The 22495-nt window shown below is 61.0% G+C and carries 23 protein-coding genes; 5 read left to right on the top strand and 18 right to left on the bottom strand.

Annotated features, from left to right (window positions below):
- Nucleotides 1-29: 29 nt before the first annotated feature.
- Together ftsH and rlmE are read right to left on the bottom strand one after the other, a co-directional pair.
- Nucleotides 30-1982: an ATP-dependent zinc metalloprotease FtsH gene (ftsH, locus tag AB5Y68_RS10590; protein ID WP_042865085.1), complete on the bottom strand. Its 1953-nt coding sequence runs from the start codon at nt 1980-1982 to the stop codon at nt 30-32.
- A gap of 45 nt (nt 1983-2027) precedes the next feature.
- Complete coding sequence (gene rlmE, locus AB5Y68_RS10585) at nt 2028-2657, bottom strand: 23S rRNA (uridine(2552)-2'-O)-methyltransferase RlmE (RefSeq protein ID WP_010675375.1); 630 nt, start codon at nt 2655-2657, stop codon at nt 2028-2030.
- Between the two features lie 97 nt (nt 2658-2754).
- On the opposite strand from rlmE, the gene yhbY reads away from it, so the two are divergent.
- Together yhbY and AB5Y68_RS10575 are read left to right on the top strand one after the other, a co-directional pair.
- A complete protein-coding gene (gene yhbY / locus AB5Y68_RS10580) occupies nt 2755-3051 on the top strand; it encodes a ribosome assembly RNA-binding protein YhbY (RefSeq protein ID WP_039040291.1) in 297 nt (98 codons plus the stop codon).
- Between the two features lie 105 nt (nt 3052-3156).
- A complete protein-coding gene (locus AB5Y68_RS10575; protein ID WP_039040292.1) occupies nt 3157-3750 on the top strand; it encodes a PilZ domain-containing protein in 594 nt (197 codons plus the stop codon).
- A gap of 47 nt (nt 3751-3797) precedes the next feature.
- On the opposite strand, the gene greA is transcribed toward AB5Y68_RS10575, so the two are convergent.
- From greA to pomA, 3 genes are all read right to left on the bottom strand, one after another.
- Nucleotides 3798-4274, bottom strand: a complete 477-nt coding sequence (greA, locus tag AB5Y68_RS10570; RefSeq protein WP_010675378.1) for a transcription elongation factor GreA — start codon at nt 4272-4274, stop codon at nt 3798-3800.
- Nucleotides 4275-4419: 145 nt separating this feature from the next.
- The gene (locus tag AB5Y68_RS10565) at nt 4420-5313 is read right to left on the bottom strand and encodes a flagellar motor protein MotB (RefSeq protein WP_039040293.1); all 894 of its coding nucleotides are present in this window, start codon (nt 5311-5313) and stop codon (nt 4420-4422) included.
- An 8-nt stretch (nt 5314-5321) separates the two neighbouring features.
- Nucleotides 5322-6080 (bottom strand): flagellar motor protein PomA, encoded by a 759-nt coding sequence (gene pomA, locus AB5Y68_RS10560; RefSeq protein ID WP_039040294.1) that lies wholly within the window; start codon nt 6078-6080, stop codon nt 5322-5324.
- Between the two features lie 234 nt (nt 6081-6314).
- On the opposite strand from pomA, the gene xseB reads away from it, so the two are divergent.
- From xseB to dxs, 3 genes are read left to right on the top strand one after another with little or no spacing between them, the layout of a single operon-like run.
- Complete coding sequence (gene xseB, locus AB5Y68_RS10555; RefSeq protein ID WP_010675381.1) at nt 6315-6566, top strand: exodeoxyribonuclease VII small subunit; 252 nt, start codon at nt 6315-6317, stop codon at nt 6564-6566.
- On the top strand, nt 6567-7457 hold the full coding sequence (ispA, locus tag AB5Y68_RS10550) for a (2E,6E)-farnesyl diphosphate synthase (protein WP_039040295.1): 891 nt from the start codon (nt 6567-6569) through the stop codon (nt 7455-7457). It begins immediately after the preceding gene.
- 21 nt (nt 7458-7478) lie between these two features.
- Nucleotides 7479-9344 (top strand): 1-deoxy-D-xylulose-5-phosphate synthase, encoded by a 1866-nt coding sequence (gene dxs, locus AB5Y68_RS10545; RefSeq protein ID WP_039040296.1) that lies wholly within the window; start codon nt 7479-7481, stop codon nt 9342-9344.
- A 221-nt stretch (nt 9345-9565) separates the two neighbouring features.
- On the opposite strand, the gene AB5Y68_RS10540 is transcribed toward dxs, so the two are convergent.
- The 13 genes from AB5Y68_RS10540 to AB5Y68_RS10480 form a co-directional block, all read right to left on the bottom strand.
- Nucleotides 9566-10507 carry an ABC transporter permease gene (locus tag AB5Y68_RS10540; protein WP_029314771.1) on the bottom strand — a complete coding sequence of 314 codons (942 nt, stop codon included), beginning with the start codon at nt 10505-10507 and terminating at the stop codon, nt 9566-9568.
- Between the two features lie 3 nt (nt 10508-10510).
- The gene (locus tag AB5Y68_RS10535; RefSeq protein ID WP_039040297.1) at nt 10511-11485 is read right to left on the bottom strand and encodes an ABC transporter permease; all 975 of its coding nucleotides are present in this window, start codon (nt 11483-11485) and stop codon (nt 10511-10513) included.
- 96 nt (nt 11486-11581) lie between these two features.
- Entirely contained in the window at nt 11582-13138 is a 1557-nt protein-coding gene (locus AB5Y68_RS10530; RefSeq protein ID WP_010675386.1) for an ABC transporter substrate-binding protein, read from the bottom strand.
- 58 nt (nt 13139-13196) lie between these two features.
- Nucleotides 13197-14921 carry an ABC transporter ATP-binding protein gene (locus AB5Y68_RS10525; RefSeq protein ID WP_010675387.1) on the bottom strand — a complete coding sequence of 575 codons (1725 nt, stop codon included), beginning with the start codon at nt 14919-14921 and terminating at the stop codon, nt 13197-13199.
- Nucleotides 14922-15566: 645 nt separating this feature from the next.
- Entirely contained in the window at nt 15567-16055 is a 489-nt protein-coding gene (locus AB5Y68_RS10520) for a phosphatidylglycerophosphatase A (RefSeq protein ID WP_010675388.1), read from the bottom strand.
- A complete protein-coding gene (gene thiL / locus AB5Y68_RS10515) occupies nt 16052-17011 on the bottom strand; it encodes a thiamine-phosphate kinase (protein ID WP_039040298.1) in 960 nt (319 codons plus the stop codon). The genes AB5Y68_RS10520 and thiL overlap by 4 nt, the downstream gene beginning before the upstream one ends.
- A 57-nt stretch (nt 17012-17068) precedes the next feature.
- Complete coding sequence (gene nusB / locus AB5Y68_RS10510; RefSeq protein ID WP_010675390.1) at nt 17069-17482, bottom strand: transcription antitermination factor NusB; 414 nt, start codon at nt 17480-17482, stop codon at nt 17069-17071.
- A gap of 14 nt (nt 17483-17496) precedes the next feature.
- Nucleotides 17497-17967, bottom strand: a complete 471-nt coding sequence (gene ribE / locus AB5Y68_RS10505) for a 6,7-dimethyl-8-ribityllumazine synthase (RefSeq protein ID WP_010675391.1) — start codon at nt 17965-17967, stop codon at nt 17497-17499.
- A 133-nt stretch (nt 17968-18100) separates the two neighbouring features.
- Nucleotides 18101-19210, bottom strand: coding sequence for a bifunctional 3,4-dihydroxy-2-butanone-4-phosphate synthase/GTP cyclohydrolase II (gene ribBA, locus AB5Y68_RS10500; RefSeq protein WP_039040299.1), 1110 nt, complete (start codon nt 19208-19210; stop codon nt 18101-18103).
- A 137-nt stretch (nt 19211-19347) separates the two neighbouring features.
- Nucleotides 19348-20001: a riboflavin synthase gene (locus AB5Y68_RS10495; protein ID WP_039040359.1), complete on the bottom strand. Its 654-nt coding sequence runs from the start codon at nt 19999-20001 to the stop codon at nt 19348-19350.
- A 55-nt stretch (nt 20002-20056) separates the two neighbouring features.
- Entirely contained in the window at nt 20057-21166 is a 1110-nt protein-coding gene (gene ribD / locus AB5Y68_RS10490) for a bifunctional diaminohydroxyphosphoribosylaminopyrimidine deaminase/5-amino-6-(5-phosphoribosylamino)uracil reductase RibD (protein WP_039040300.1), read from the bottom strand.
- 277 nt (nt 21167-21443) lie between these two features.
- Complete coding sequence (gene nrdR / locus AB5Y68_RS10485; RefSeq protein WP_010675395.1) at nt 21444-21893, bottom strand: transcriptional regulator NrdR; 450 nt, start codon at nt 21891-21893, stop codon at nt 21444-21446.
- A gap of 134 nt (nt 21894-22027) precedes the next feature.
- Entirely contained in the window at nt 22028-22462 is a 435-nt protein-coding gene (locus AB5Y68_RS10480) for a hypothetical protein (RefSeq protein ID WP_052224829.1), read from the bottom strand.
- Nucleotides 22463-22495 lie beyond the last annotated feature (33 nt).

The raw sequence follows: 22495 nt of genomic DNA, 5'->3' as shown, positions 1-22495 counted from the left end.
GGCAAGCCCGGGGTTTGTATCATGGCAACTTATTTGGCCGGAACATCGTTCGCCTTGTCGATGTCGCTCAGAGGTGCATTGCCCTCTTCAGCCGGCGCCTTGGCCTCCGGCCCGTTGTTCACGCTGGCACCACCTTGCGGGGTGTCACCGTGCTCATCATGCCAGTTGCTGGGAGCACGGACCTCGCGACGCGCCATCAGATCATCGATCTGCTTGGCATCGATGGTCTCATACTTCATCAATGCATCTTTCATGGTGTGCAGCACATCCATGTTGTCCAGCAGGATCTGCTTGGCACGATCGTAGTTGCGATCGATGACCTGCTTGACCTCGGCATCGATGATGCGGGCGGTATCGTCAGACATGTGCTTGGCCTTGGCCATGCTGCGGCCGAGGAAGACTTCACCGTCCTCTTCTGCGTAGAGCATGGGGCCGAGACGCTCGGACATGCCCCACTGGGTCACCATCTTGCGGGCGATGTCGGTGGCACGTTCGATGTCGTTGGATGCACCGGTCGATACCTTCTCGGCACCGTAGATCAGCTCTTCCGCCAGACGACCGCCATACAGGCTGGAGATCATGGACTCCAGATGCTGCTTGGAGTGGCTCCAGCGGTCCTGCTCCGGCAGGTACATGGTCACACCCAGCGCACGGCCGCGCGGAATGATGGAGACCTTGTAGACAGGATCATGATCCGGCACCACGCGACCAATGATGGCGTGACCCGCTTCGTGATAGGCCGTCATCTCCTTCTCGGACTCTTTCATCACCATGGAGCGACGTTCTGCCCCCATCATGATCTTGTCCTTCGCCTTTTCGAACTCCAGCATGGAGACCACTCGGCGGCTCTCGCGAGCAGAGAAGAGGGCAGCCTCGTTCACCAGGTTGGCCAGATCGGCACCGGAGAAACCAGGGGTACCACGGGCAATCAGCGCCGGATTGACATCATCCGCCAGCGGCACCTTGCGCATGTGTACCTTCAGGATCTGCTCACGACCGCGAACATCCGGCAAGCCGACCACGACCTGGCGGTCGAAACGACCCGGACGCAGCAGCGCAGGGTCCAGTACGTCGGGACGGTTGGTGGCGGCGATGACGATGATGCCTTCGTTGCCTTCAAAACCATCCATTTCAACCAGCATCTGGTTCAGGGTCTGCTCACGTTCATCGTGACCACCACCCAGACCGGCGCCACGCTGGCGACCGACCGCATCGATCTCATCAATGAAGATAATGCAGGGGGAGGATTTCTTGGCCTGTTCGAACATGTCACGCACCCGGGAGGCACCGACACCCACGAACATTTCCACGAAGTCCGAACCTGAAATGGTGAAGAACGGCACCTTGGCCTCGCCTGCAATGGCTTTGGCCAGCAGGGTCTTACCGGTACCAGGAGGACCTACCAGCAGGACGCCGGTCGGGATCTTGCCACCCAGCTTCTGGAATTTGGTCGGGTCACGCAGATAGTCGACCAGCTCCTTGACCTCTTCCTTTGCCTCGTCACAACCGGCTACGTCGGCAAAGGTAGTCTTGATCTGATCTTCGCTCATCAGGCGAGCCTTGCTCTTGCCGAACGACATGGCACCCTTGCCGCCACCGCCCTGCATCTGACGCATGAAGAAGACCCAGACACCGATCAACAACAGCATCGGGAACCAGGAGATGAAGATGGACGTGATCAGGGACGGTTCTTCCGGCTTCTCACCCATCACCTTGACGTTATGGTTGAGCATGTCGTTGAGCAGTTGGGGATCCGGCGCAGGAATGATGGTGGTGAAACGTTCACCGGTGCGCTTGACGCCATTGATGACCTTGCCATCCATCCGCACTTCACGGATCTGCTCCTGGGTCACTTCTTTCACGAAGCTGGAATAGTCCAGCTGGCGACTGGTGGTATCGCTGGGGCTGAAGCTATTGAACACCGACATCAGCACGACGGCGATGACCAGCCACAGGATTAGGTTTTTCGCCATGTCACTCAAATCAATGACCTCGCAGACTGACAGTTAACGATGAGGGTTAGGGTACTACAGTTTAAAACCGGTAGCCACAATGTAGACTTCTCGTGAACGGGCACGGGACGAGTCTGGTTTTCGAATCTTGACGACAGAGAAAAGTCTACGTATTTCATTGAGATAGGCATCAAACCCCTCCCCCTGGAACACCTTGACTACAAAACTGCCATTACTGCTCAGGACCTGATTGCACATGTCCAGCGCCAGTTCCACCAGGTACATGGCACGGGCCTGATCCACCTGCTGGGTGCCGCTCATGTTGGGCGCCATGTCCGACATGACGACATCCACCTTGTCGGGGCCGACTCGCTCAAGCAAGGCGCCGAGTACAGTTTCCTCCCGAAAGTCCCCTTGCAGGAAATCGACACCGGCAATGGAATCCATCGGCAAAATATCGCACGCAATGACGCGCCCCTTGTCACCGACCTGGTCGATGGCAAATTGGGACCAGCCACCGGGAGCAGCCCCCAGGTCCACTACCGTCATCCCCGGCTTGAGCAGCCGGTCTTTGCCCTGGATCTCATCGATCTTGAAAACGGCGCGAGAGCGCAGTCCCAACTTCTGGGCTTTCTTGACGTATTGGTCGTCGAAATGTTCTTTTAACCAGCGGGTTGAACTGGGGGAACGTTTTTTCTGGGTCATGATTGTCGACTTTAAAAAACCACAAGGGTTATTAGTATTAAGGGCTAAGTGGGGGTAGAATACGCCCCTTTCAACCCTGACTTATGAAGAAATTGCCATGATTCTCAACAATAAACAGAAACAGTATCTCAAGGGCCTGGCCCACAGTCTGAAGCCGGTCGTCCTGCTGGGACAACACGGTCTGACCGAAGGGGTGCTGGCCGAGATCGATCTGGCCCTGAACCACCACGAGCTGCTCAAGGTTAAGGTTGCGTCTGAAGATCGTGAGATGAAACAGCTGGTGATGGATGCCATCGTTCGCGAGACCGGCGCCATCAAGGTACAGAGCATGGGCCATGTACTGACCATCTACCGTCAGGCCAAAGAGCCCAAGATCCAGTTGCCGCGCAAGTAACAGGAAAGAGCATTCGCTCTTTCCTTCATTTCCCTTCTTCCCAAGTCGCTTGCCAAAATAGTGGTCAGGCCCTTAACCTGCGATGAATAGTCGCGGACACCCACTATGGACAAGCATCAGCTCCTCACCGATGAAGAACTGGCCATGCTGCGGGACCTGGGAAACGATGAAGACATTGCCACCAGCCAATACCTGCGCGGCATCCTGCCCCTTCCTCTCCAAAGCCTGTTGCAGCGAGCCAAGCCTCTGACACTCGAAGCCCGCATCGCCGGCTACCAATTGCGTTTCCCGCTCCACTGCACCCAGGCAGAGGAGGGCCATACCGAGCTGCGCATCGCCGCGCCGACCATTACCGAGCTGGGCTCACCCCATCTGCGCGCCTGGCGACTCGACGAAAAGGCCGTGCTCTGCACCGAAGACGCGGAGTACGAGGTATACAGCCTCTCCCTTGGCGGTCTCATCGTGGCCGGCTTGCCGGACTCCTCTGCCAAGGGAGATCCACTTGGCGGATACCTTCGCATCGAGGGTCTCCCTCCCCTGGCCATGACAGGCACCCTCATCAGGCACGTGGATGCCAATCAACATCACCATGACTGGGCCGTCCAGTTCCGACTGGGCAAGGAGGATCAGGAACAATTGCGGGACTGGCTCTTCCAGCGCCACCAGGACGCCTTCGTCCAGGCCTATCAGGGTGACTAAAGACAACAGGGGAGCCCGGCTCCCCTGTCTCTTTCCCCGACGTTCAATCAGAGATAGGCAACTTCCAGGATCTCGTACTCCACATCGCCACCCGGCGTCTTGACGATGGCAACGTCATCCACTTCCTTGCCGATCAGGGCGCGGGCAATGGGGGAGTTCACGGAGATCATGTTCTGCTTGATGTCCGCCTCGTCGTCTCCCACGATGCGGTAGACCACTTCCTCTTCCGTTTCACTTTTGAGCAGGGTCACGGTTGCACCGAAGATGACGCGGCCATTGTTGGCAATCTTGGTGACATCGATAATCTGGGCATTGGAGAGCTTGCCTTCGATTTCCTGAATGCGGCCTTCACAGAAACCCTGCTGCTCGCGGGCGGCATGGTATTCGGCATTTTCTTTCAGATCGCCATGTTCACGGGCATCAGCAATCGCTTCGATAATCTGGGGACGCAGCTCGGTCTTGAGATAATCGAGCTCTTGACGCAGCTTTTCAGCGCCGCGAACAGTCATCGGAGTATGATTCATAGTCGAAACCTGGGTTGCTTTATAAAGAGAAGCTGCGGCAATCAAAAGAGAGCCGCAGCTGTCGGTTCGGATGGGGCATCTTAATATGAAGCCGCCACAAAATCCATGTCAGCCCCTGCGAGCGGGATCCCGCTTTGGGCCAGCGTTACTTGGATTCCGAGACGCCAAGCGGAGCCGACACCGTCGGTTTGCCCTGCATGATGGCGATCTCGACACGTCGGTTCATGCGCCGATTCTCCGGGCTGTTGTTGGGCACCAGCGGCTGGGAATCCGCCATCCCTTGCACCACCAGACGATTGCCGTCAAAACCGGGCACCTTGATCATCTGGTGGGCAACCGCCACCGCCCGCTGGGATGAAAGCTCCCAGTTGGACTGGAACAACTCGTCCTCGGTGGCCACATTGTCGGTGTGGCCGGAGACGGTGATCTCCCCCGGCACATCCTTGAGCAGCGCAGCCACCTTGCGGATCACCGGCCAGAACTGGGGTTGCAGGAAGGCGGATCCCGCCGGGAACGCCGCTTTCTCGCGAATGCGAATGATGATCTGCTGACCCAGCGCCTCTATCTCGATGGCCCCGTCCTGGATCTGGGCCTGCATCTGTTCGGCCAGCGCCTTGGCCAGGGTATTGGACTGCTCCTGCGCCTTCTGGGCCTGCTGGGCGGTGTCACCACCGCTCTGCTGCCCTTCGGTCTTGTCATGCCCCCCCGCCTTGTCCGCATCCCCGGGCTGAAAATCCAGCTCGGTCTGGGTCATGTCGATGGTCTGCTGCATGATGGTGTCGATGGGCGTAGGTTCAGGCCGGCCGGGGCGAAACTCCTGGGCGATGACCGAGGTCCCCTTGGGAATATCCTTCACCTCCAGGATATTCTGCACCCCGAACGCCTTCTCCATGGAGCCGGCGATCTGCTTGAACTTCTGCACATCCATCTCCGCAAAGGAGAGCAGCAGCACGAAGAAGCACATCAACAGGGACATGAGATCGGCGAAGGTACCCATGTAACCGGGCAGGCCGGGGGGCGGACACTTGCACTTTGCCATGGGGCCTCCTATTCGACCCCGTTGTTGCGTTTGGACTGGCTCAGGTAGTTCTGCAGCATCGCCTGGATCACGCGGGGGTTCTGGCCATCCTGGATGCCCATGATGGCGTCGAGTATCAGGGTGCGACTCAGTTGCTCCTCACCGCTGCGCAGCTCCAGCTTGTCGGCGATGGGGATGGCGATCATGTTGGCCTCGATGGCGCCATACAGGGTCGTCAGCAAGGCCACCGCCATGGCCGGGCCGATGGACTTGGGATCGCTCATGTTCGCCAGCATGGCCACCAGCCCCACCAGGGTACCTATCATCCCCATGGCGGGGCCGAGATCGCCGAGGGAGCGGAACACCTTGACGGCGATGACGTGGCGCTCCGAGGTCAGTTCTATGTCTTTTTCCATCACGGCCCGCACCACGTCCGCGTCATGGCCGTCCACCAGCATGTCGATGCCCTTCTTCATGAAGGTATTGGGGATCTCTGCCGCCTCCAGGGCCAGAAAGCCCCCCTTGCGGGCCGCATCCGCCAGTTCCACCGCCTTGGTGATGAGATCGTCGAGCTTGTCCCCCTTGTACATGAAGGCCTTGCCCGCGACCTTGAAGGCCATCAGAAACTGGCTGAGGTTGAATTTCATCATGCAGATGAACACGGACCCCAGTATGGTGATGTAGACCGATGGCATGTCCACATACATGCTCATGGGGCCGCCCAGCAACATGCCGTACACCACGACCCCGAACCCCAGCACTAAGCCTATCAGACTCCCTAAATCCACATCCCTACTCCTGTCGCCGAACGTGCCGTCTCATTATATTGCGTTGAATTTTCTGCTATTGCGTCCCCGGCAGCAAGCCCGGTACACCGCAATCGCCGATCGGCAATGCGTGGTTGCATGCCCGTTCTTATCGGCCAGGGTCAGGATAGTTTGAGGACGCCGCGTTTTTCTGCCTCCCCCCTGTGGCCGGTCGATGTTAAGATGAGCCGTTTTTTTCAATCCCCGAGGATGGACATGGCCAGTAAAAAAATCGACCGTCTGAGTTTTGATGCCACCCTGGAAGAGCTGGAAACCATAGTGCATCAACTCGAACAGGGCTCGCTCCCCCTCGAGGAGGCACTCAAACAATTCGAACAGGGCATCCATCTGGTGCGTGCCGGCCAGCAGAAGCTGGAACAGGCCGAACAGAAGATCCAGATCCTCCTGACCCAGGCCGATGGCAGCGAGCAAGCGGTCCCCTTTCGAGCAGAACAAGGAGAGGAGTGAGTGACCCTGGACGATTTCTCCCGCCTGCATCGGCGCCGCATCGACGACTGCCTCTCGGCACAGCTTGACGCCCTGCCCGCCATGGCGCCACGTCTGCGGGACGCGATGAAATACGGCCTGCTGCTCGGTGGAAAACGGGTGCGCCCCTTCCTGGTCTATGCCGTCGGCGAGATGCTGGGCGTCAAGAGCGAACTGCTGGATGGCCCCGCCGCCGCCGTGGAGTGCATTCACGCATACTCCCTCCTGCACGACGACCTGCCCGCCATGGACGACGACGATCTGCGTCGTGGTCAGCCCACCGTACACAAGGCCTTCGATGAAGGCACAGCCATCCTGGCGGGCGATGCCCTGCAGACCCTGGCGTTTTCCATTCTGGCCGACCACCCCATGCCCGATACATTGATGGCCAACCGGGTGCGGATGCTGAGTGCCCTGGCCCGCGCGTCCGGCTATCTCGGCATGTGCGGCGGTCAGGCACTGGATCTGGACGCCGAAGGGCGCCGGATCAGCCTCGCCGAGCTGGAGCAGGTGCACCGCCACAAGACCGGGGCCCTCATCGAGTGCGCCGTGACCCTCGGCGCCCTGTGCAAGGCTGACGTGGAACCCGCCACCCTCACCGCCCTGCAAACCTTTGCCGCCGCCATCGGACTCGCCTTCCAGGTGCAGGACGACATCCTCGACATCACGGGCGATACCGCCACCCTGGGCAAGCCGCAAGGCTCGGATCTGGCGCTGGAAAAGAGTACCTATCCGGCCCTGCTCGGACTCGACAATGCCCGTGAGCTGGCTCGCGAACTGCATGACAAGGCCTTAACAGCCCTGCAATCCTTGCCCTACAATACCGACATTCTGGAAGCGTTTGCCGATTACATCATCGAGCGAACCCACTAAACGCTGGATAACAGTAACAATATGAGCGTTGATATTAGCGATTTCCCCAACCTGGCCCTCGCAGACACGCCGGTCGATTTGCGATCCCTCCCCTTCGAGCGGCTGCCCGTGGTGTGCAACGAGCTGCGCGAGTATCTGCTGCGCTCGGTGAGCCGCTCCAGCGGCCACTTCGCCTCCGGCCTTGGCACCGTCGAGCTGACGGTCGCCCTGCACTATGTCTACAACACCCCCTTCGATCGGCTGGTGTGGGACGTGGGCCACCAGGCCTATCCCCACAAGATCCTGACCGGACGACGGGAGCGCATTCACACCATTCGCCAGAAAGATGGCCTGCACCCCTTCCCCTGGCGGGAAGAGAGCGAGTACGACGTGCTCAGCGTGGGCCACTCCAGCACCTCCATCGGAGCGGCGCTCGGCATGGCGGTGGCGGCCGAGAGCGAAGGGCTTGGCCGCAAGGTGGTCGCGGTCATCGGTGATGGCGCCATCACCGCCGGCATGGCCTTCGAGGCCCTCAATCACGCCGGCGATGTCCACAAGGACATGCTGGTGGTGCTCAACGACAACGAGATGTCCATCTCCGAGAACGTGGGAGCCCTGAACAATCACCTCGCCAGGCTGATGTCCGGCAAGCTCTACACCACGATTCGCGAGGGGGGCAAGAAGGTGCTGGCGGGGCTGCCGCCGGTCAAGGAGCTCGCCAAGCGGGCCGAGGAGCACCTCAAGGGCATGGTGGTACCGGGCACCCTGTTCGAGGAGTTCGGCTTCAACTACATCGGCCCCATCGACGGTCACGACATCCATGCCCTGGTCGAAACCCTGCGCAACATGCGCAATCTCAAGGGTCCCCAGCTGCTGCACGTCAAGACCAAGAAGGGCAAGGGCTACGAGCCAGCGGAAAAAGATCCCATTGGCTATCACGCCGTCCCCAAATTCAACCCGGATGACTGTGCCCTGCCCAAGAGCGCCGGTGGCAAACCCACCTTCTCCGCCATCTTCGGTCAGTGGCTGTGCGATATCGCCGCCAAGGACGAGCGCGTGGTCGGTATTACCCCCGCCATGCGCGAAGGCTCCGGTCTGGTGAAATTCAGCCAGCAATATCCGGATCGCTACTTCGACGTGGCCATCGCCGAGCAACATGCGGTCACCTTCGCCGCCGGTCTCGCCATCGCCGACCAGAAACCCGTGGTCGCCATCTATTCGAGCTTCCTGCAACGGGCCTATGACCAGCTGATCCACGACGTGGCGCTGCAGAACCTGCCGGTGCTCTTCGCCATCGACCGGGCCGGTCTGGTGGGGGCCGACGGCCCGACCCATCAGGGGGCGTTCGACATCAGCTTCCTGCGCACCGTGCCCAACATGGTGGTGATGACCCCGTCCGACGAGAACGAGTGCCGCCAGATGCTCTACACCGGCTATCTGTGCAACGGGCCAGTGGCGGTGCGCTACCCCCGTGGCAGCGGCACCGGTATCCAGGCCGAGAGCGAGATGCAGGCCCTGCCCCTCGGCAAGGGACGCGTCGTTCGCGAGGGCAAGGGGACCGCCATCCTGGCGTTTGGCACCCTGCTGCAACAGGCCAGAACGGCCGCCGAGGCGCTGGATGCCACCCTGGTGGACATGCGCTTCGTCAAACCCATGGACGAGGCGCTGGTGCTCTCTCTGGCCGCCTCCCACGATCAGTTCGTCACCCTCGAGGACAACGCCATCATGGGCGGTGCAGGCTCTGCGGTGAACGAGTTGCTGATGGGCTGCAAGCAGTGCAAACCGGTGCTCAACCTCGGCCTGCCGGACCGCTTCATCGAGCAGGGCACCCAGGATGAGATCTACGCCCTGCTGGGGCTGGACAGCGTGGGCATTCAGACCCGCATCGAGAGCTGGCTGCAGGCCTGACAAGGGTTATCGCAAGCAATAAACAAGGGCGCCTGATGGCGCCCTTTTTTGTTAATCACTGTGCCAGACCAAACCTGTTCACGCCCTGTCGCGAGAAGGCCGTCAACAAGGTTACAAGCCGCTCAGGAACCGAGACATACGTGAGCACTCCTTGGTTCCACATAAGCGAGCAGCACATGAACCTTGATCACGGCCTCGCAGCCAGTTCGTGGAGAGGTTTATCAGCCCTTGTAGATCTTCGGGTTGAACACATCCCGCAGCCAGTCACCCAGCAGGTTGATCACCAGCACCAACACCACCAGGCAGAGGCCCGGGAAGGCGGTGATCCACCAGGATCCGGAGAAGATGTAGTTGAAGCCCACGCTGATGAGCGACCCCAGGGACGGTTGATCAACCGGCATCCCCAGACCCAGGAAGGAGAGGGCCGCCTCGCTCATGATGGCGTTCGCCACCTGCACGGTGGAGATGACCAGGATGGGCGACAGGCAGTTCGGCAGAATGTGGCGGAACATGATGCGCGGGGCGCGGAACCCCATCACCTGAGCCGCTTCCACATACTCCTTCTTCTTCTCCGCCAGCACGGAGGCGCGCACCGTCCGGGCATACTGGGGCCACTCGGCGATACCGATGATCACCACCAGCATCAGGATGGCGAACTTCGAGTAGAACTCGGAGCCAAAGGTCGCCTGGAAGATGGCGGAGATGATGATCGCCACCATCATGGTGGAGAACGACAGCTGCACATCGGCAAAGCGCATCAGCAGGTTGTCGATGCGACCGCCAAAGTAACCGGCCATCAGACCGATGACGATACCGAGCACCAGCTGCAGCCCCACCGCGAACAGACCAATGGTCAGCGAGATGCGGGCGCCATAGAGGATGGTGCTCCAGATGTCGCGTCCCTGGTTGTCGGTCCCGAGCCAGAAGCGGGCCTCGCCCCCTTCCAGCCAGGAGGGGGGCAGCTCCGCATCCATCAGATCGAAGCTGGTCTGGTCATAGACGTTGTGCGGTGCGATCCAGGGTGCCAGCAGAGCCGCCAGCACGAAGACCACAAACACCGCAAAGCTGAACATGGCTACCTTGTCCCGCAGGAAGTAGTAGACGATGTCGGAATTTTTAAAACGTGCCCAACGGCTTGGGCTTGCAGTTACAGCGTTAGTCATCTGTTACCCCTTGGCGGTCAGGTTGACGGTCGGGTTGATCAACCCGTAGAGCAGGTCGACCAGGGTATTGGTCACCACGAAAATGAGGCCGACGAAGATGACGTAGGCAGTGATCAGCGGCGTATCGACCCGGTGGATCGCCTCAAGGAAGAGGAAGCCTGTCCCCGGCCACTGGAACACGCTCTCGGTCAGGATGGTGTAGGCCACCATGGTCCCGATCTGCACACCGCCCACCGTGATGACCGGCAGCATGGTGTTCTTCAGGGCGTGCTGGTAGTAGACCTTGTTGTTGTCCAGCCCCTTGGCACGGGCAAACTTGACGTACTCGGAGGAGAGCTGCTCCAGCATCTCCGAGCGCACCAGCCGGATGAACAGCGGCAGCATGATGGAGGAGAGGGAGACAGCTGGCAGCACCAGGTGCAGGATACCGTCCCAGGTGAAGAAGCCCGACTCCCAGCCCAGCAGGTTGTAGGTCTCGCCACGGCCATAGGCCGGCAGCCAGCCCAGCTGGATGGAGAAGAGGTACATCAGCATGATGGCGGTCAGGAAGACCGGGATCGAGATGCCGATGCTGCTCACCGCCATGATGACTTTGGTGAGGATGCTGCGCGGTCTTATCGCCGAATAAACCCCCAGCGGAATGGAGACCACGACGATGATGAGCGCGGCGGCAAACACCAGCTCAAGGGTAGCCACCAGCTTGTCGAGGATAACCTCGAGGGCTGGTCGCTTGAAGAAATAGGAAGTGCCCAGATCCCCGTGTACCGCGTTCTTCAAGAAGCGGCTGTATTTCACGAGGAAGGGATCATTGAGTCCCATCTTGTCGCGCAGCTCCTGGCGCACGGACTCGGAGACGGATTGTCCCACCAGCTCGCGCAGCGGATCCCCCAGGTTGTCCTGGATGGAGAAGGCGACCAGGCTGATGACGAACATCACTATCACGGCCTGATAGAACCGTTTCAGCAGGAATGTAAACATGCTTGTCCTTCTACGTGGCCTGTGTCTTGGCACAGGCTTCTGTTAATGGCGGGGCAACCATGGGTGCCCCGCCGGGTCCTTCCTTAAACGCTTCGCTTACTTGTTGACCACCAGGTCACCCAGGTAAGGGAAGTTCATCACGTTGACCACCGGCTTGATGTCGACGTTCTTCTTGGCGCCATAGGCCAGGTCTTCCCAGTGCAGCGGCACATAGGCGGCGTCGTCGATCAGCATGGCTTCCACCTTCTGCAGGATGGCGGCACGCTTGGCAGGATCGGTCTCGGTGTTGGCTTCCATCACCATCTTGTCAGCTTCCGCGTTGGCATAACCGCCGCAGTTGTACTGACCCATGCCGGTCTTGGCATCCTTGGTGAAGGTCAGGAACTCGAAGAAGTTCGCACTGTCTTCGGTGTCGGAGTGCCAGCCGATCAGCTGCATGTCAGCGGCGCACTTGTCAAACTCCGGCCAGTACTGGGCCACCGGCATGGTCTTCAGATCCACCTTGATGTTGATCTTGGACAGCATGGCGGAGACAGCCTGGGCAATCTTGACGTCGTTGACGTAGCGGGCAGCCGGGGAGATGAAGCTCATCTTGAAGCCCTTCTCGTAACCGGCTTCCTTCATCAGCTCCTTGGCCTTGGCCAGATCATACTGGGGCTTGAGCGCCTCGTTGTAGCCTGCGTAGCCTTTCGGGCTCAGCTGGCCGGCCGGGGTACCGAAGCCTTTGTTGATCTTGTCGACGATGCCCACCTGGTTGATGGCGTAGTTGATCGCCTGACGCACGCGCTTGTCTTTCAGCGCCGGGTTGGTGTTCTGGTTCAGCTCGATGATGATGGCACGGGTACCGGACAGGGTGACCAGCTGGGAATCCTTGCCGTTCTTCACGCGCTCCAGATCGTTCGGGGCAACCGGGTAGATCATGTCCACGTCGCCGCCCAGCAGGGCTGCAACACGGGTGGCGTCTTCCTTGATCGGTACCACGGTCAGGTTCTCGACGTTGCCCTTGGAGGCCTTGTCCCAGTAGTTGGCGTTGCGCACGTATTCCAGCTTCACGCCCTGCTCGCGGAACTTGACGCTGAACGGACCGGTACCGGAGACATTGGTGGAGGCGAAGGAGTCACCGTTCTTCACGATCTCGGCCTTGTCCTTGCCCGCCTCGGTCTTGCCGCTATAGAACTTGGAGTCCATCGGGAAGATGTAGGTGACGGTCTGCAGCACCAGCGGGAACGGCTTGGCGGTGACGAGATCCACGGTGAAATCATCCACCTTCTTGGCTTCGGCGATGGGGTCGAAGATCGCCTTGAAGTCCGGGGAGGCCTTCAGACGGTTGACGGTCCATACCACGTCATCGGCGGTGAAGTCGTTGCCGGAGTGGAACTTCACACCCTTGCGCAGGTGGAAACGGACGGTCTTGTCGTCGATGCGCTCATACTTCTCGGCCAGACGCGGCTCGAACTGCAGATCCTGGGTGTAACGCATCAGGGGGTCGAACACCAGGTGAGACATCTCCAGGGTCTGACCGGAGAGCTGCTCCTGCGGGTCCAGCGAGGTGGCGTCGGACGCGACGGCGACCTTGATGTCGGCAGCAGAAACGTTGAACGCGAGACCAGCGGCGAACAGCGCCATGGCGATCTTGGATAATCCTTTCTTCATGTCTTTCTCCATGCTTTTGGCTTTTTATTGACAGACAAACCGGCGAACCGGTGCTTTCCTAGCTTGCGATTTCCAGCCCCTCGCGGGACATTCCCTTGAATTCCGGCATGAGGGAGATCAGCTTGCGGCTGTACTCATGCTCGGCATTGGTGAACAGTTTCTCGGTCTCGGCCACTTCCACCAGATGACCGTGCTGCATCACACCGATGCGGTCGCACATCTGGCGGATGACCGGCAGATCGTGACTGATGAACAGCATGGTGAGCCCAAGCTCCTGTTGCAAGTCTTTGAGCAGGTTGAGGATCTGGGCCTGCACCGAGACATCCAGCGCCGAGGTGGGCTCGTCGCAGATGAGGAAGCGCGGGCGGGTTGCCAGGGCGCGGGCAATGGAGATGCGCTGGCGCTGACCACCGGAGAACTCGTGGGGATACTTGACCCCGGCGCCGCGGCCCAGGCCCACGTGATCCAGCAGGTCCCCGACGATCTGCTCTATCTGCCGCTCGCTCTCGGCGAGGCGGTGGAAGCGGATCGGCTCGGCGATGATGTCACGCACCTTCATGCGCGGGTTCATCGAAGAGTACGGGTTCTGGAACACCATCTGCATCTGGCGGCGCAGGGGGCGACGCTCGTGCTCCCCTTTCAGGGCGGTGAGATCGATCCCCTCGAAGACAATCTTGCCGGTATCGGGCGGATAGAGCCCGGTGATGGCACGGGCGATGGTGGATTTGCCGGAGCCCGACTCCCCCACCAGACCGAAAGTCTCACCCTCGAAGATTTCGAAGCTGATGTTGTTGCAGGCCCGCACGTACTGGCGGCGGCTCGGGAAGATGGAATCCTTGGTGACGAACTTCAGATCCACGTTCTCCACCCGCAGCAGCGCGCCTTCATAGGTGCGCTCGTCCTGACTCTGGCCGAGCCAGTGGGTCTTGAGATCGATGCTGGTATCCGCCGCACCGGCATCCTCGATATAGGAGACCAGGGGGAAGCGTACCAGCTTCACATCCGAGCGGGGCACCGCCGAGATGAGGCTGCGGGTATAGGGGTGATTGGGGCGGCCCAGCACCTGTTCGGTGGTGCCGAACTCCACCAGATCGCCGCGGTACATCACCGCCACCTTGTCGGTGACGTTGGAGACCACACCCATGTCATGGGTCACCAGCATGCAGCCTACCTGGCGCTCTTTGCACAGGTTGCGGATGAGCTGGAGGATCTGATCCTGGATAGAGACGTCCAGCGCCGTGGTCGGCTCATCGGCGATGATGAGCTCGGGATCCCCGGAGAGGGCGATGGCGATCACCACCCGCTGGCGCATGCCACCGGAGAACTGGTGAGGATACTGCTTGATGCGCACGTCCGGGTTCGGGATCCCCACCGCCCCCATCAGCTCGAGGGCCTTGGCAAAGGCCGCCTCGCGGGACAGGTCGGTGTTGGCGAGGATGGTCTCCACCAGCTGCTGCTCCACGGTGAACAGCGGATTGAGGGAGGTCATGGGATCCTGGAAGATGAAACCGATGCGCGAGCCGCGAATGGCCCGCATCTCGTTCTGGCTCTTGCCGGAGATGAGCTCGCCGTTGAGGTAGATATCGCCACGGGCGATGCGACCGGGCGGGCTCAACAGATCGATGACGGCGTTGCCGATAGTGGATTTGCCAGCGCCGGACTCACCGACGACGCCGACGATCTCGCCCTTTTCAACAGAAAAAGAGAGATCCTTGACCGCGGCAAGCACCCCGTAGCGGGAGGGGTACTCGATCCGCAAGTTTTTGACTTCAAGCAAGGACATGGTTACCTCTGCGGGGGACATCCGTCCCAAATAATTCGTCCGTAAATCAGCCGCAGATGCTGGTTGTGCCTTGGTACTGCTCGAGAGCCGTTGTTGTGTAATTAACGCTCAATCCATGAGGCAGCCAAACCAGCGATCCGGGCGGGTTTTTTGCATTTTTTTGGAATAACCCGCGAGTAAGTTAGTCGGTTTGCCCGCGGGTGTAAATGATCCAGTTATACAATTTCGCAATACTTTGCCCAGAGAATGCCGGCACCCTGGGGTTAAAATGTCGATAAAAGTCACATTACCAGAGATTACGCTGGCAATGCGAGACCATCAACCAATTATGTTTCAACAAAATAGCAACAAACCATCTTATTCACTATCAGCATTATGCTGACCAGCTTCGAATGAGTAGTGAATATTTATGTGAAATGATTTTTTGACGGCAGCATATCCGGAGTAAGGAAAAATAGGCAGAGCTAAATAGGGACAATGCAGAAGGATCAACCTGGGCCACAGGCCCGCCGGCACGGCAAGCCGGGAGGGATTGCATACAAAAAAACGCAGGCCCCTCAGGGCCAGCGTGTGCGGTATATCCGGCCTCTTTGCAAGAGGAGATGAGTGAAAAACAGCGAGAGGGCGTTCGGGAGCCGCCTCCCCTCACCAGTGGGCAAGCAGTTGCATGCAGGCCAGGGCGAACAGGCCGGCGATGAGATCGTCCAGCATGATGCCAAGCCCGCCGTGAATGCGGCGATCGAACCAGGAGATGGGCCAGGGCTTGAGCACGTCGAACAGGCGAAACAGCACGAAGCCCGCCAGCACCCACTCCCAGCCGGCCGGGGCCGCAATCATGGTGACCCCGAATCCGATGACCTCGTCCCAGACGATGGCCCCGTGATCCGGCATCCCGATGGCGTCGGTGGCGCTCTGGCAGATGCGGATGCCCGCCACGAAACCCACCACCAGCAGGGCGATGAACCAGGAGGTCGGCAGCCCGCTCACCAAGAGATAGAGCGGGATGGCTGCCAGGGTCCCCATGGTGCCCGGCGCCTTGGGGGAGAGGCCGGAGCCAAACCCCACCGCCAGAAAGTGGAGCGGGTTTTTAAGGTTCAGCCGCGTCAGCTCGGGCTTTATCTTGAAAGACATCATGCGAAGTGATCCCAGCCCTTGAGGTGCAGTTCGACGGGTTGTTCGTCCTGCAGGTAGTCGATGCCAGGCTCCCCGGCCAGGATGCGACCGATGCGGGTGAACTTCACGCCACAATTGGCCAGCGCCGTGTCCAGGGCGCCGTGATGCTCCTGGGGCACGGTGAAGCAGAGCTCGTAGTCGTCGCCCCCGGCCAGAGCCAGCTGCCAGGCATCCATGGCCGGCACCGCATCCTGCAACACGGGGGAGAGGGGCAGCAGGTTGAGATCGATCTGGGCTCGCACGCCGGACGCCTTGAGGATATGGCCGAGATCGGACGCCAGGCCGTCGGAGAGATCCAGGGCGCTGCTGGCCAGCCCGCGCAGGGCCTGACCGGCCAGGATGCGGGGATGGGGATGGTCGAGGCGCGGCAACACGGCCGCCAGTTGGTTCTCGTTGAGGGTGCGCTTGCCCAGCAGGTGGGAGAGCGCCAGGGCGGCATCTCCCAGGGTACCGGTCACGTAGACCCCGTCACCGGCCTTGGCGCCGCTGCGCATCAGGGCGCGACCTGCCGGGACCGATCCTTTCACCGAGACGGTGATGGAGAGGGGTCCGCGGGTCATGTCTCCCCCCACCAGCGCCACGTTGTAGTACTCGGCGAGCTCGAGGAACCCTTCGGCGAAACCGGCGACCCAGCGCTCGTTGATGGCGGGCAGGGTCAGGGCCAGGGAGACCCAGCGCGGCTCGGCACCCATGGCGGCCAGATCGGAGAGATTGACCGCCAGCGCCTTGTAGCCGAGATCCACCGGATCCATGTCGGGGAAGAAGTGCACGCCGCTCACCAGGGTGTCCGTGCTCACCGCCAACTGGGCGTCGGGGGGCAGGGTCAGCAGGGCACAGTCATCTCCAGGGCCCATCACCACGTCCTTGCGGGCGTGGGGGACCTTGAAGTACTTCTCAATCAGCTCAAATTCACCCATACAGTAAAAAGCCAGCAATAAGCTGGCTCCTCTCTTAATTGCTGACGGACAGCAGGATCAGCGCTTGGGCAGCGTCTTGATCACCTTGTCCAGGACGCCGTTGACAAACTTGTGGCTGTCATCGGCGGCGAAGGCTTTGGCCAGCTCGATCGCTTCGTTGATCACCACGCGCGGCGGCACATCTTCACGACGGGTCAGCTCGTAGGTCGCCAGACGCAGGATCGCCTTGTCCACCATGTCCACTTCTTCCAGCGGACGGGAGAGGAAAGGCGCGAACACCTTGTCCAGCTCGTTGCAGTGGACCGCAACCCCGAACAGCAGATCGCGGAAATAGTTCAGGTCCACACCCTTGGTGTCCTGATCGATCTTGAACTGCTCTTCGATGTCGCCCACGTTGGCCTGGGTCATCTGCCACTGGTAGATGGCCTGGGTGGCGCAATGGCGGGCCTTACGGCGCTCGGACGGTTTCAATGCATTTCTCCTCGTTACACGTCCAGTTGTTTCAGGACGTTGATCATTTCGAGCGCGCTCAGTGCAGCCTCTGCACCCTTGTTACCCGCCTTGGTACCGGCGCGTTCGATGGCTTGTTCAATGTTTTCGGTGGTCAGCACGCCGAAGGCAACGGGAATGTCGTATTCCATCATTACCTGGGCCAGACCCTTGCCGTTCTCGCTCGCTACCAGTTCGAAGTGGTAGGTACCGCCGCGGATGACGGTGCCGAGTGCGACGATGGCGTCGTATTGACCGCTCTTGGCCAGCTTCTTGGCCGCCAGGGGAATTTCGACGGCCCCCGGTACGCGCACCAGGGTCAGATTGCTCTCCTGGACCTGACCTTGACGCTTCAGCACGTCCAGCGCGCCGTTCACCAGGCTGTCATTGATGAAGCTGTTGAAACGGGCAACGACAATAGCAACACGCGCCTCGGGAGCGGCGATATTTCCTTCGATAATCTTCATTGGAAATCCTGTCTCTGTGCAATCAATTAGGGGCCGGGCTCAAAAGTGCACGCATTCTAGCACAACAGAGCCGCGACAAAAAACCATGGCCGCAACGGGCGGCCATGGTGATGAATTCAACCGTACGCAGCGCTTACTCGCCGACGTACTCCACCACTTCCAGACCAAAGCCACCGAGGGCATGGTACTTCTTGGGAGAGCTCAACAGGCGCATCTTGCCGACCCCCAGCGCCTTGAGGATCTGGGAACCGACGCCGACCCGGCGCGAGGTGCCCTGCCACTTGGCCCCTTCCGGTGCCAGCCCCTTGTCGGCGGCTTCAAAACCCTTGACCCGGGCCAGCAGCTCGGCGCCATGGGCTTCCGCCCCCAGGATCACCAGCACCCCGCCCTCGTCGGCGATGCGGGCCATGGATTTGGGCAGCGGCCAGCTGCGGGCGCTGTGGCGGTCGGTGAGCAGCAGATCGCTCAGCACGTCGTGCAGGTGCACCCGTACCAGGGTCGGCTGGTCGGCCTTCACGTCCCCTTTCTTCAGGGCGAAGTGCACCTGGTTGTCGATGGTGTCGCGGAAGGTGACGAGGTCGAACTCGCCGTATTCGGTGGGCAACTTGCACTCGGCCACCTTCTCTACCGTGGTCTCGTGCTGGTTGCGGTATTCGATAAGGTCGGCAATGGTGCCGAGCTTGATGCCGTGCTGCTCGGCGAAGATCTCGAGATCCGGGCGCCGGGCCATGGTGCCGTCTTCGTTGAGGATCTCGACGATGACGGAGGCAGGCTCGAAGCCGGCCAACCGGGCCAGATCGCAGCCCGCTTCGGTGTGGCCGGCGCGGGTCAGCACACCGCCATCCTGCGCCATCAGCGGGAAGATGTGGCCGGGCTGCACCAGATCGGCGGCCTTGGCATGGGGCGCCACCGCAGCCTGCACGGTGACGGCGCGGTCGGCGGCGGAGATGCCGGTGGTCACCCCTTCCGCCGCCTCGATGGAGACGGTGAAGGCGGTGGAGAACTGGGCATTGTTGCGATCGACCATCAGCGGCAGCGCCAGCTGCTTGCAGCGATCCCGGGTCAGGGTCAGGCAGATGAGGCCCCGACCGTAGCGCGCCATGAAGTTGATGTCTTCCGGGCGGACACAGGAGGCGGCCATGATCAGGTCCCCTTCGTTCTCCCTGTCTTCGTCATCCATCAGGATCACCATCTTGCCAGCCTTGATATCGGCAATGATTTCCTGGGTCGTGCTCAGCGCCATGGGCTACTCCATCAACATGCTTGGGGATTGAGCCAGTCGGCTCGACTTGATACTGCGTATTGTGCTCTAGATGGGGGCACGCGGCCCCGTTTCAATCCGCGCGGGATCACAGAACCGCGTTTTCCCGTCAAAACGGCTCACAAGAATCCGGACTGGGCCAGCTTCTCCAGGGTCAGGGTAGAGGCACTGCTCTCCTCGCGCTTGCCCGTCATCAGCCGCTCCAGATAGCGGGCTATCTGGTCCACCTCGAGATTGACCCGGTAGCCGGGTTTCCAGCGGGCGATGGTGGTCTCCTGGGCGGTGTGGGGCACTATGGTCAGCCGGAACAGATCCCCCTGCACGGCGTTGACGGTGAGGCTGATGCCATCCACTGCAATGGAGCCCTTCTCGGCGATGTAGCGGGAGAGCTCCCCCGGCGCCTTGATCCAGTATTCGATGGCGCGGCCGCTGGACGATTTGCTCTTCACCTCGCCGATGCCGTCCACGTGGCCGGAGACCAGGTGGCCGCCGAGGCGGGAAGTGGGCATCAACGCCTTTTCGAGGTTGACCGGATCCCCCACCTTGGCGGCAGAAAAACCGGTGCGGGAGAGGGTCTCCAGGGAGACATCGGCGGTATAGCTGTGATCCCCGAGCGCCACCACGGTGAGGCAGACGCCGTTGGTGGCGATGGAGTCGCCTAGCTTGACGTCACTGAAGTCCAGGGTCGGCGCGTGCACGGTGAGGGCCATGTCCTCCCCCTGGCGACGCAGCTCGGCCAGGGTTCCCACCGCTTCGATAATTCCGGTAAACATGCAGATCACCTTGCTGATGACGGGGGCGACGGATGCCCCCGTGAACATTGAAAAATCAGGCTATTTTCGCAGTGATGCGAATATCCTGGCCAAGCATGCGCACATCCTTGAGGTTGAGTTTGGGGGCCTGGAACAGCCGGGTCAGCCCCGGCAGATGGAACAGGCCGCGCCCCTCATCCCCCATCAGTTTGGGCGCCTGATAGAGCACCAGCTCGTCCACCAGCCCCTTCTCCAGCAGGGCGCCGCACAGCCGCGGCCCCGCCTCCACCAGTACCGAGTTGACATTCTGTTTGGCCAGCAGCATGAAGAGGCTGACCAGATCCAGCTTGCCATCCAGCAGCGGCACTTCCAGCTGCTGCACCCAGGCGGGCCACTCACCGGATGCCTTGTGGCGGGCCAGCAGTACCGGGCTCTCGCTCTGGAACAGGGGCAGATCCGGGGTGAGCCGGTTTTGCGAATCCACGATGACCCGCAGCGGCTGGCGCAGGGTCTCTTTGGGATAGACCGCCTTGACCGAGGGGGGCAGCTCGTCCCAGCGCACGGTGAGGGAGGCGCCATCCGCCAGCACGGTTTCGGCGCTGGAGAGCACCGCATCGTGACGGGCCCGCAGCCGCTGCACGTCCCGGCGCGCCTCCGGAGAGGTGATCCACTGGCTCTCGCCACTCGCCATGGCGGTGCGACCATCCAGGCTCGCCCCCAGCTTGACCGTCACCAGCGGAAACGCGGTGCGCATCCGCTTGAAGAAACCAGGATTGAGGGCCTCGGCTTCTGCGGCCAGCAGGCCGAAATCGGTCTTGATCCCCGCCTCGGAGAGCATCCGCAGGCCACGCCCGCCCACCTGGGGATTGGGATCCACCATGGCGGCGACCACCCGGGTCACCCCGGCCTTGATGAGCGCTTCGGCGCAGGGGGGCGTGCGACCATGATGGGAGCAGGGCTCCAGGGTCACATAGGCGGTGGCACCGCGGGCCTCTTCCCCTGCCGCGTGCAGAGCATAGACCTCGGCATGGGGCTCACCGGCCCGCTTGTGCCAGCCCTCCCCCACCACCACGCCGGCCTTCACCAGCACGGCACCGACGCAGGGGTTGGGGGCCGTGGTGTAACGGCCGCGCCGGGCCAGTTCGAGGGCCCGGCTCATCCATTGGTAATCGTCTTGACTAAACATCCGGGCTCCTGTGTCCAGCAACCTGTCCCCGGTGGCACGGCCATCCGATGGGACAAGAAAATAGGGTGTACGCGCTTGCCGCACGCCTTCTCGGGCAGATCGGCCATGGCATCTGACGCCATGGCGACGGGCACACACATCGCAGGATGCGGCCGCACGCCCTCATACTTTTTCACCAGTGCAACGATGCGCTGTCTAGATGTCTCACTGGTGTAACAACTGGCGCTGCCGCAACGGCAGCCCCTCTCTGATTCACATAGGGAGCCGCAGGCCGGCGTTACTTCTCCAGCTTGGCGATCTCTTCCCCGAATTCGCGAATGTCTTCAAAGCTGCGGTAGACGGAGGCAAAGCGGATGTAGGCCACCTTGTCCAGGCTCTTGAGCTCATCCATCACCAGATTGCCCACCAATTGGGAGGCGACTTCACGCTCACCGGTGGCCCGCAGGCGGGACTTGATGTGGTTGACCGCCTTCTCGATGGCCTCCATGCTCACCGGCCGCTTCTCCAGCGCCCGCAGAATGCCGGCCCGCAGTTTGTCTTCGTTGAAGGGCTCTCGGGAGCCGTTGGACTTGATGACGCGGGGCATGACCAGTTCGGCCATTTCGAAGGTGGTAAAACGCTCGTGACAGAGCAGGCATTCGCGACGGCGGCGCACCTGATGGCCCTCGGCCACCAGACGGGAATCGATCACCTTGGTATCAACGGCACTACAGAAAGGGCAATGCATCTGACCTCCGGCGTGGATGAAAATGGGCGCGGGCCCCGGGGGCTGGCGCTAGGCCGGCCAGTGTAACACGGCCATCCAGAGCCGGTAAAAGCCCATGAAAACAAGGGACAACCTGCCAGGCCTTCGGGCAGGACTCAGTCGTCATAGGGCAACGCCTCGGGGTCGCAATCCTGGTAATCGGGGGCAGGATCCGCCGCGAACCGGCGAGCAGCCACATGGCTGTGACCCAGCATCAGCGCCTTGCCCACCCGGTGCATGCCATCCATCACCCGACCGGCGCTGTCGAGCAGGATGGGATAGGCGAGATCCGCCGCCATCATGAGCTGGCAATGCGCCACCACGCTGCGCACCGTGGGCGTGGCGTCGCCATGGCCGTACCAGTGGTCGCGGTCAAGCTCGGCAATCTCGCCGAGTGCCACCGCCTGCACCGGCAGGTTGCGGCTCAGCCGGATCAAGCGGCGCACATCCCAGGCCAGCAGCCCCTGTTCGCTGGCGCGAAAGTGGTACTGGGCGCGAACCGTCTGCCGCAGTGACGCCTCCAGCACGTCCTCTTCCATGTCATCGCACATGATCACCTCTGTCTCATATTGCCAGACGCTGCA

The sequence above is a fragment of the Aeromonas sp. R6-1 genome (genome assembly GCF_040908165.1).
GTDB classification, from domain to species: Bacteria; Pseudomonadota; Gammaproteobacteria; order Enterobacterales; family Aeromonadaceae; genus Aeromonas; species Aeromonas caviae.
This window is presented reverse-complemented; position numbering and strand designations above follow the sequence as displayed.

What these genes read in the sequence shown, in the direction of transcription:
- rlmE (WP_010675375.1), bottom strand. Translation starts at nt 2,657, where the DNA reads ATGACCCAGAAAAAACGTTCCCCCAGTTCAACCCGCTGGTTAAAAGAA.
- yhbY (WP_039040291.1), top strand. Translation starts at nt 2,755, where the DNA reads ATGATTCTCAACAATAAACAGAAACAGTATCTCAAGGGCCTGGCCCAC.
- AB5Y68_RS10575 (WP_039040292.1), top strand. Translation starts at nt 3,157, where the DNA reads ATGGACAAGCATCAGCTCCTCACCGATGAAGAACTGGCCATGCTGCGG.
- greA (WP_010675378.1), bottom strand. Translation starts at nt 4,274, where the DNA reads ATGAATCATACTCCGATGACTGTTCGCGGCGCTGAAAAGCTGCGTCAA.
- AB5Y68_RS10565 (WP_039040293.1), bottom strand. Translation starts at nt 5,313, where the DNA reads ATGGCAAAGTGCAAGTGTCCGCCCCCCGGCCTGCCCGGTTACATGGGT.
- xseB (WP_010675381.1), top strand. Translation starts at nt 6,315, where the DNA reads ATGGCCAGTAAAAAAATCGACCGTCTGAGTTTTGATGCCACCCTGGAA.
- dxs (WP_039040296.1), top strand. Translation starts at nt 7,479, where the DNA reads ATGAGCGTTGATATTAGCGATTTCCCCAACCTGGCCCTCGCAGACACG.
- AB5Y68_RS10540 (WP_029314771.1), bottom strand. Translation starts at nt 10,507, where the DNA reads ATGACTAACGCTGTAACTGCAAGCCCAAGCCGTTGGGCACGTTTTAAA.
- AB5Y68_RS10535 (WP_039040297.1), bottom strand. Translation starts at nt 11,485, where the DNA reads ATGTTTACATTCCTGCTGAAACGGTTCTATCAGGCCGTGATAGTGATG.
- AB5Y68_RS10530 (WP_010675386.1), bottom strand. Translation starts at nt 13,138, where the DNA reads ATGAAGAAAGGATTATCCAAGATCGCCATGGCGCTGTTCGCCGCTGGT.
- AB5Y68_RS10525 (WP_010675387.1), bottom strand. Translation starts at nt 14,921, where the DNA reads ATGTCCTTGCTTGAAGTCAAAAACTTGCGGATCGAGTACCCCTCCCGC.
- AB5Y68_RS10520 (WP_010675388.1), bottom strand. Translation starts at nt 16,055, where the DNA reads ATGATGTCTTTCAAGATAAAGCCCGAGCTGACGCGGCTGAACCTTAAA.
- thiL (WP_039040298.1), bottom strand. Translation starts at nt 17,011, where the DNA reads ATGGGTGAATTTGAGCTGATTGAGAAGTACTTCAAGGTCCCCCACGCC.
- ribE (WP_010675391.1), bottom strand. Translation starts at nt 17,967, where the DNA reads ATGAAGATTATCGAAGGAAATATCGCCGCTCCCGAGGCGCGTGTTGCT.
- ribBA (WP_039040299.1), bottom strand. Translation starts at nt 19,210, where the DNA reads ATGGCGCTGAGCACGACCCAGGAAATCATTGCCGATATCAAGGCTGGC.
- AB5Y68_RS10495 (WP_039040359.1), bottom strand. Translation starts at nt 20,001, where the DNA reads ATGTTTACCGGAATTATCGAAGCGGTGGGAACCCTGGCCGAGCTGCGT.
- ribD (WP_039040300.1), bottom strand. Translation starts at nt 21,166, where the DNA reads ATGTTTAGTCAAGACGATTACCAATGGATGAGCCGGGCCCTCGAACTG.
- nrdR (WP_010675395.1), bottom strand. Translation starts at nt 21,893, where the DNA reads ATGCATTGCCCTTTCTGTAGTGCCGTTGATACCAAGGTGATCGATTCC.
- AB5Y68_RS10480 (WP_052224829.1), bottom strand. Translation starts at nt 22,462, where the DNA reads ATGTGCGATGACATGGAAGAGGACGTGCTGGAGGCGTCACTGCGGCAG.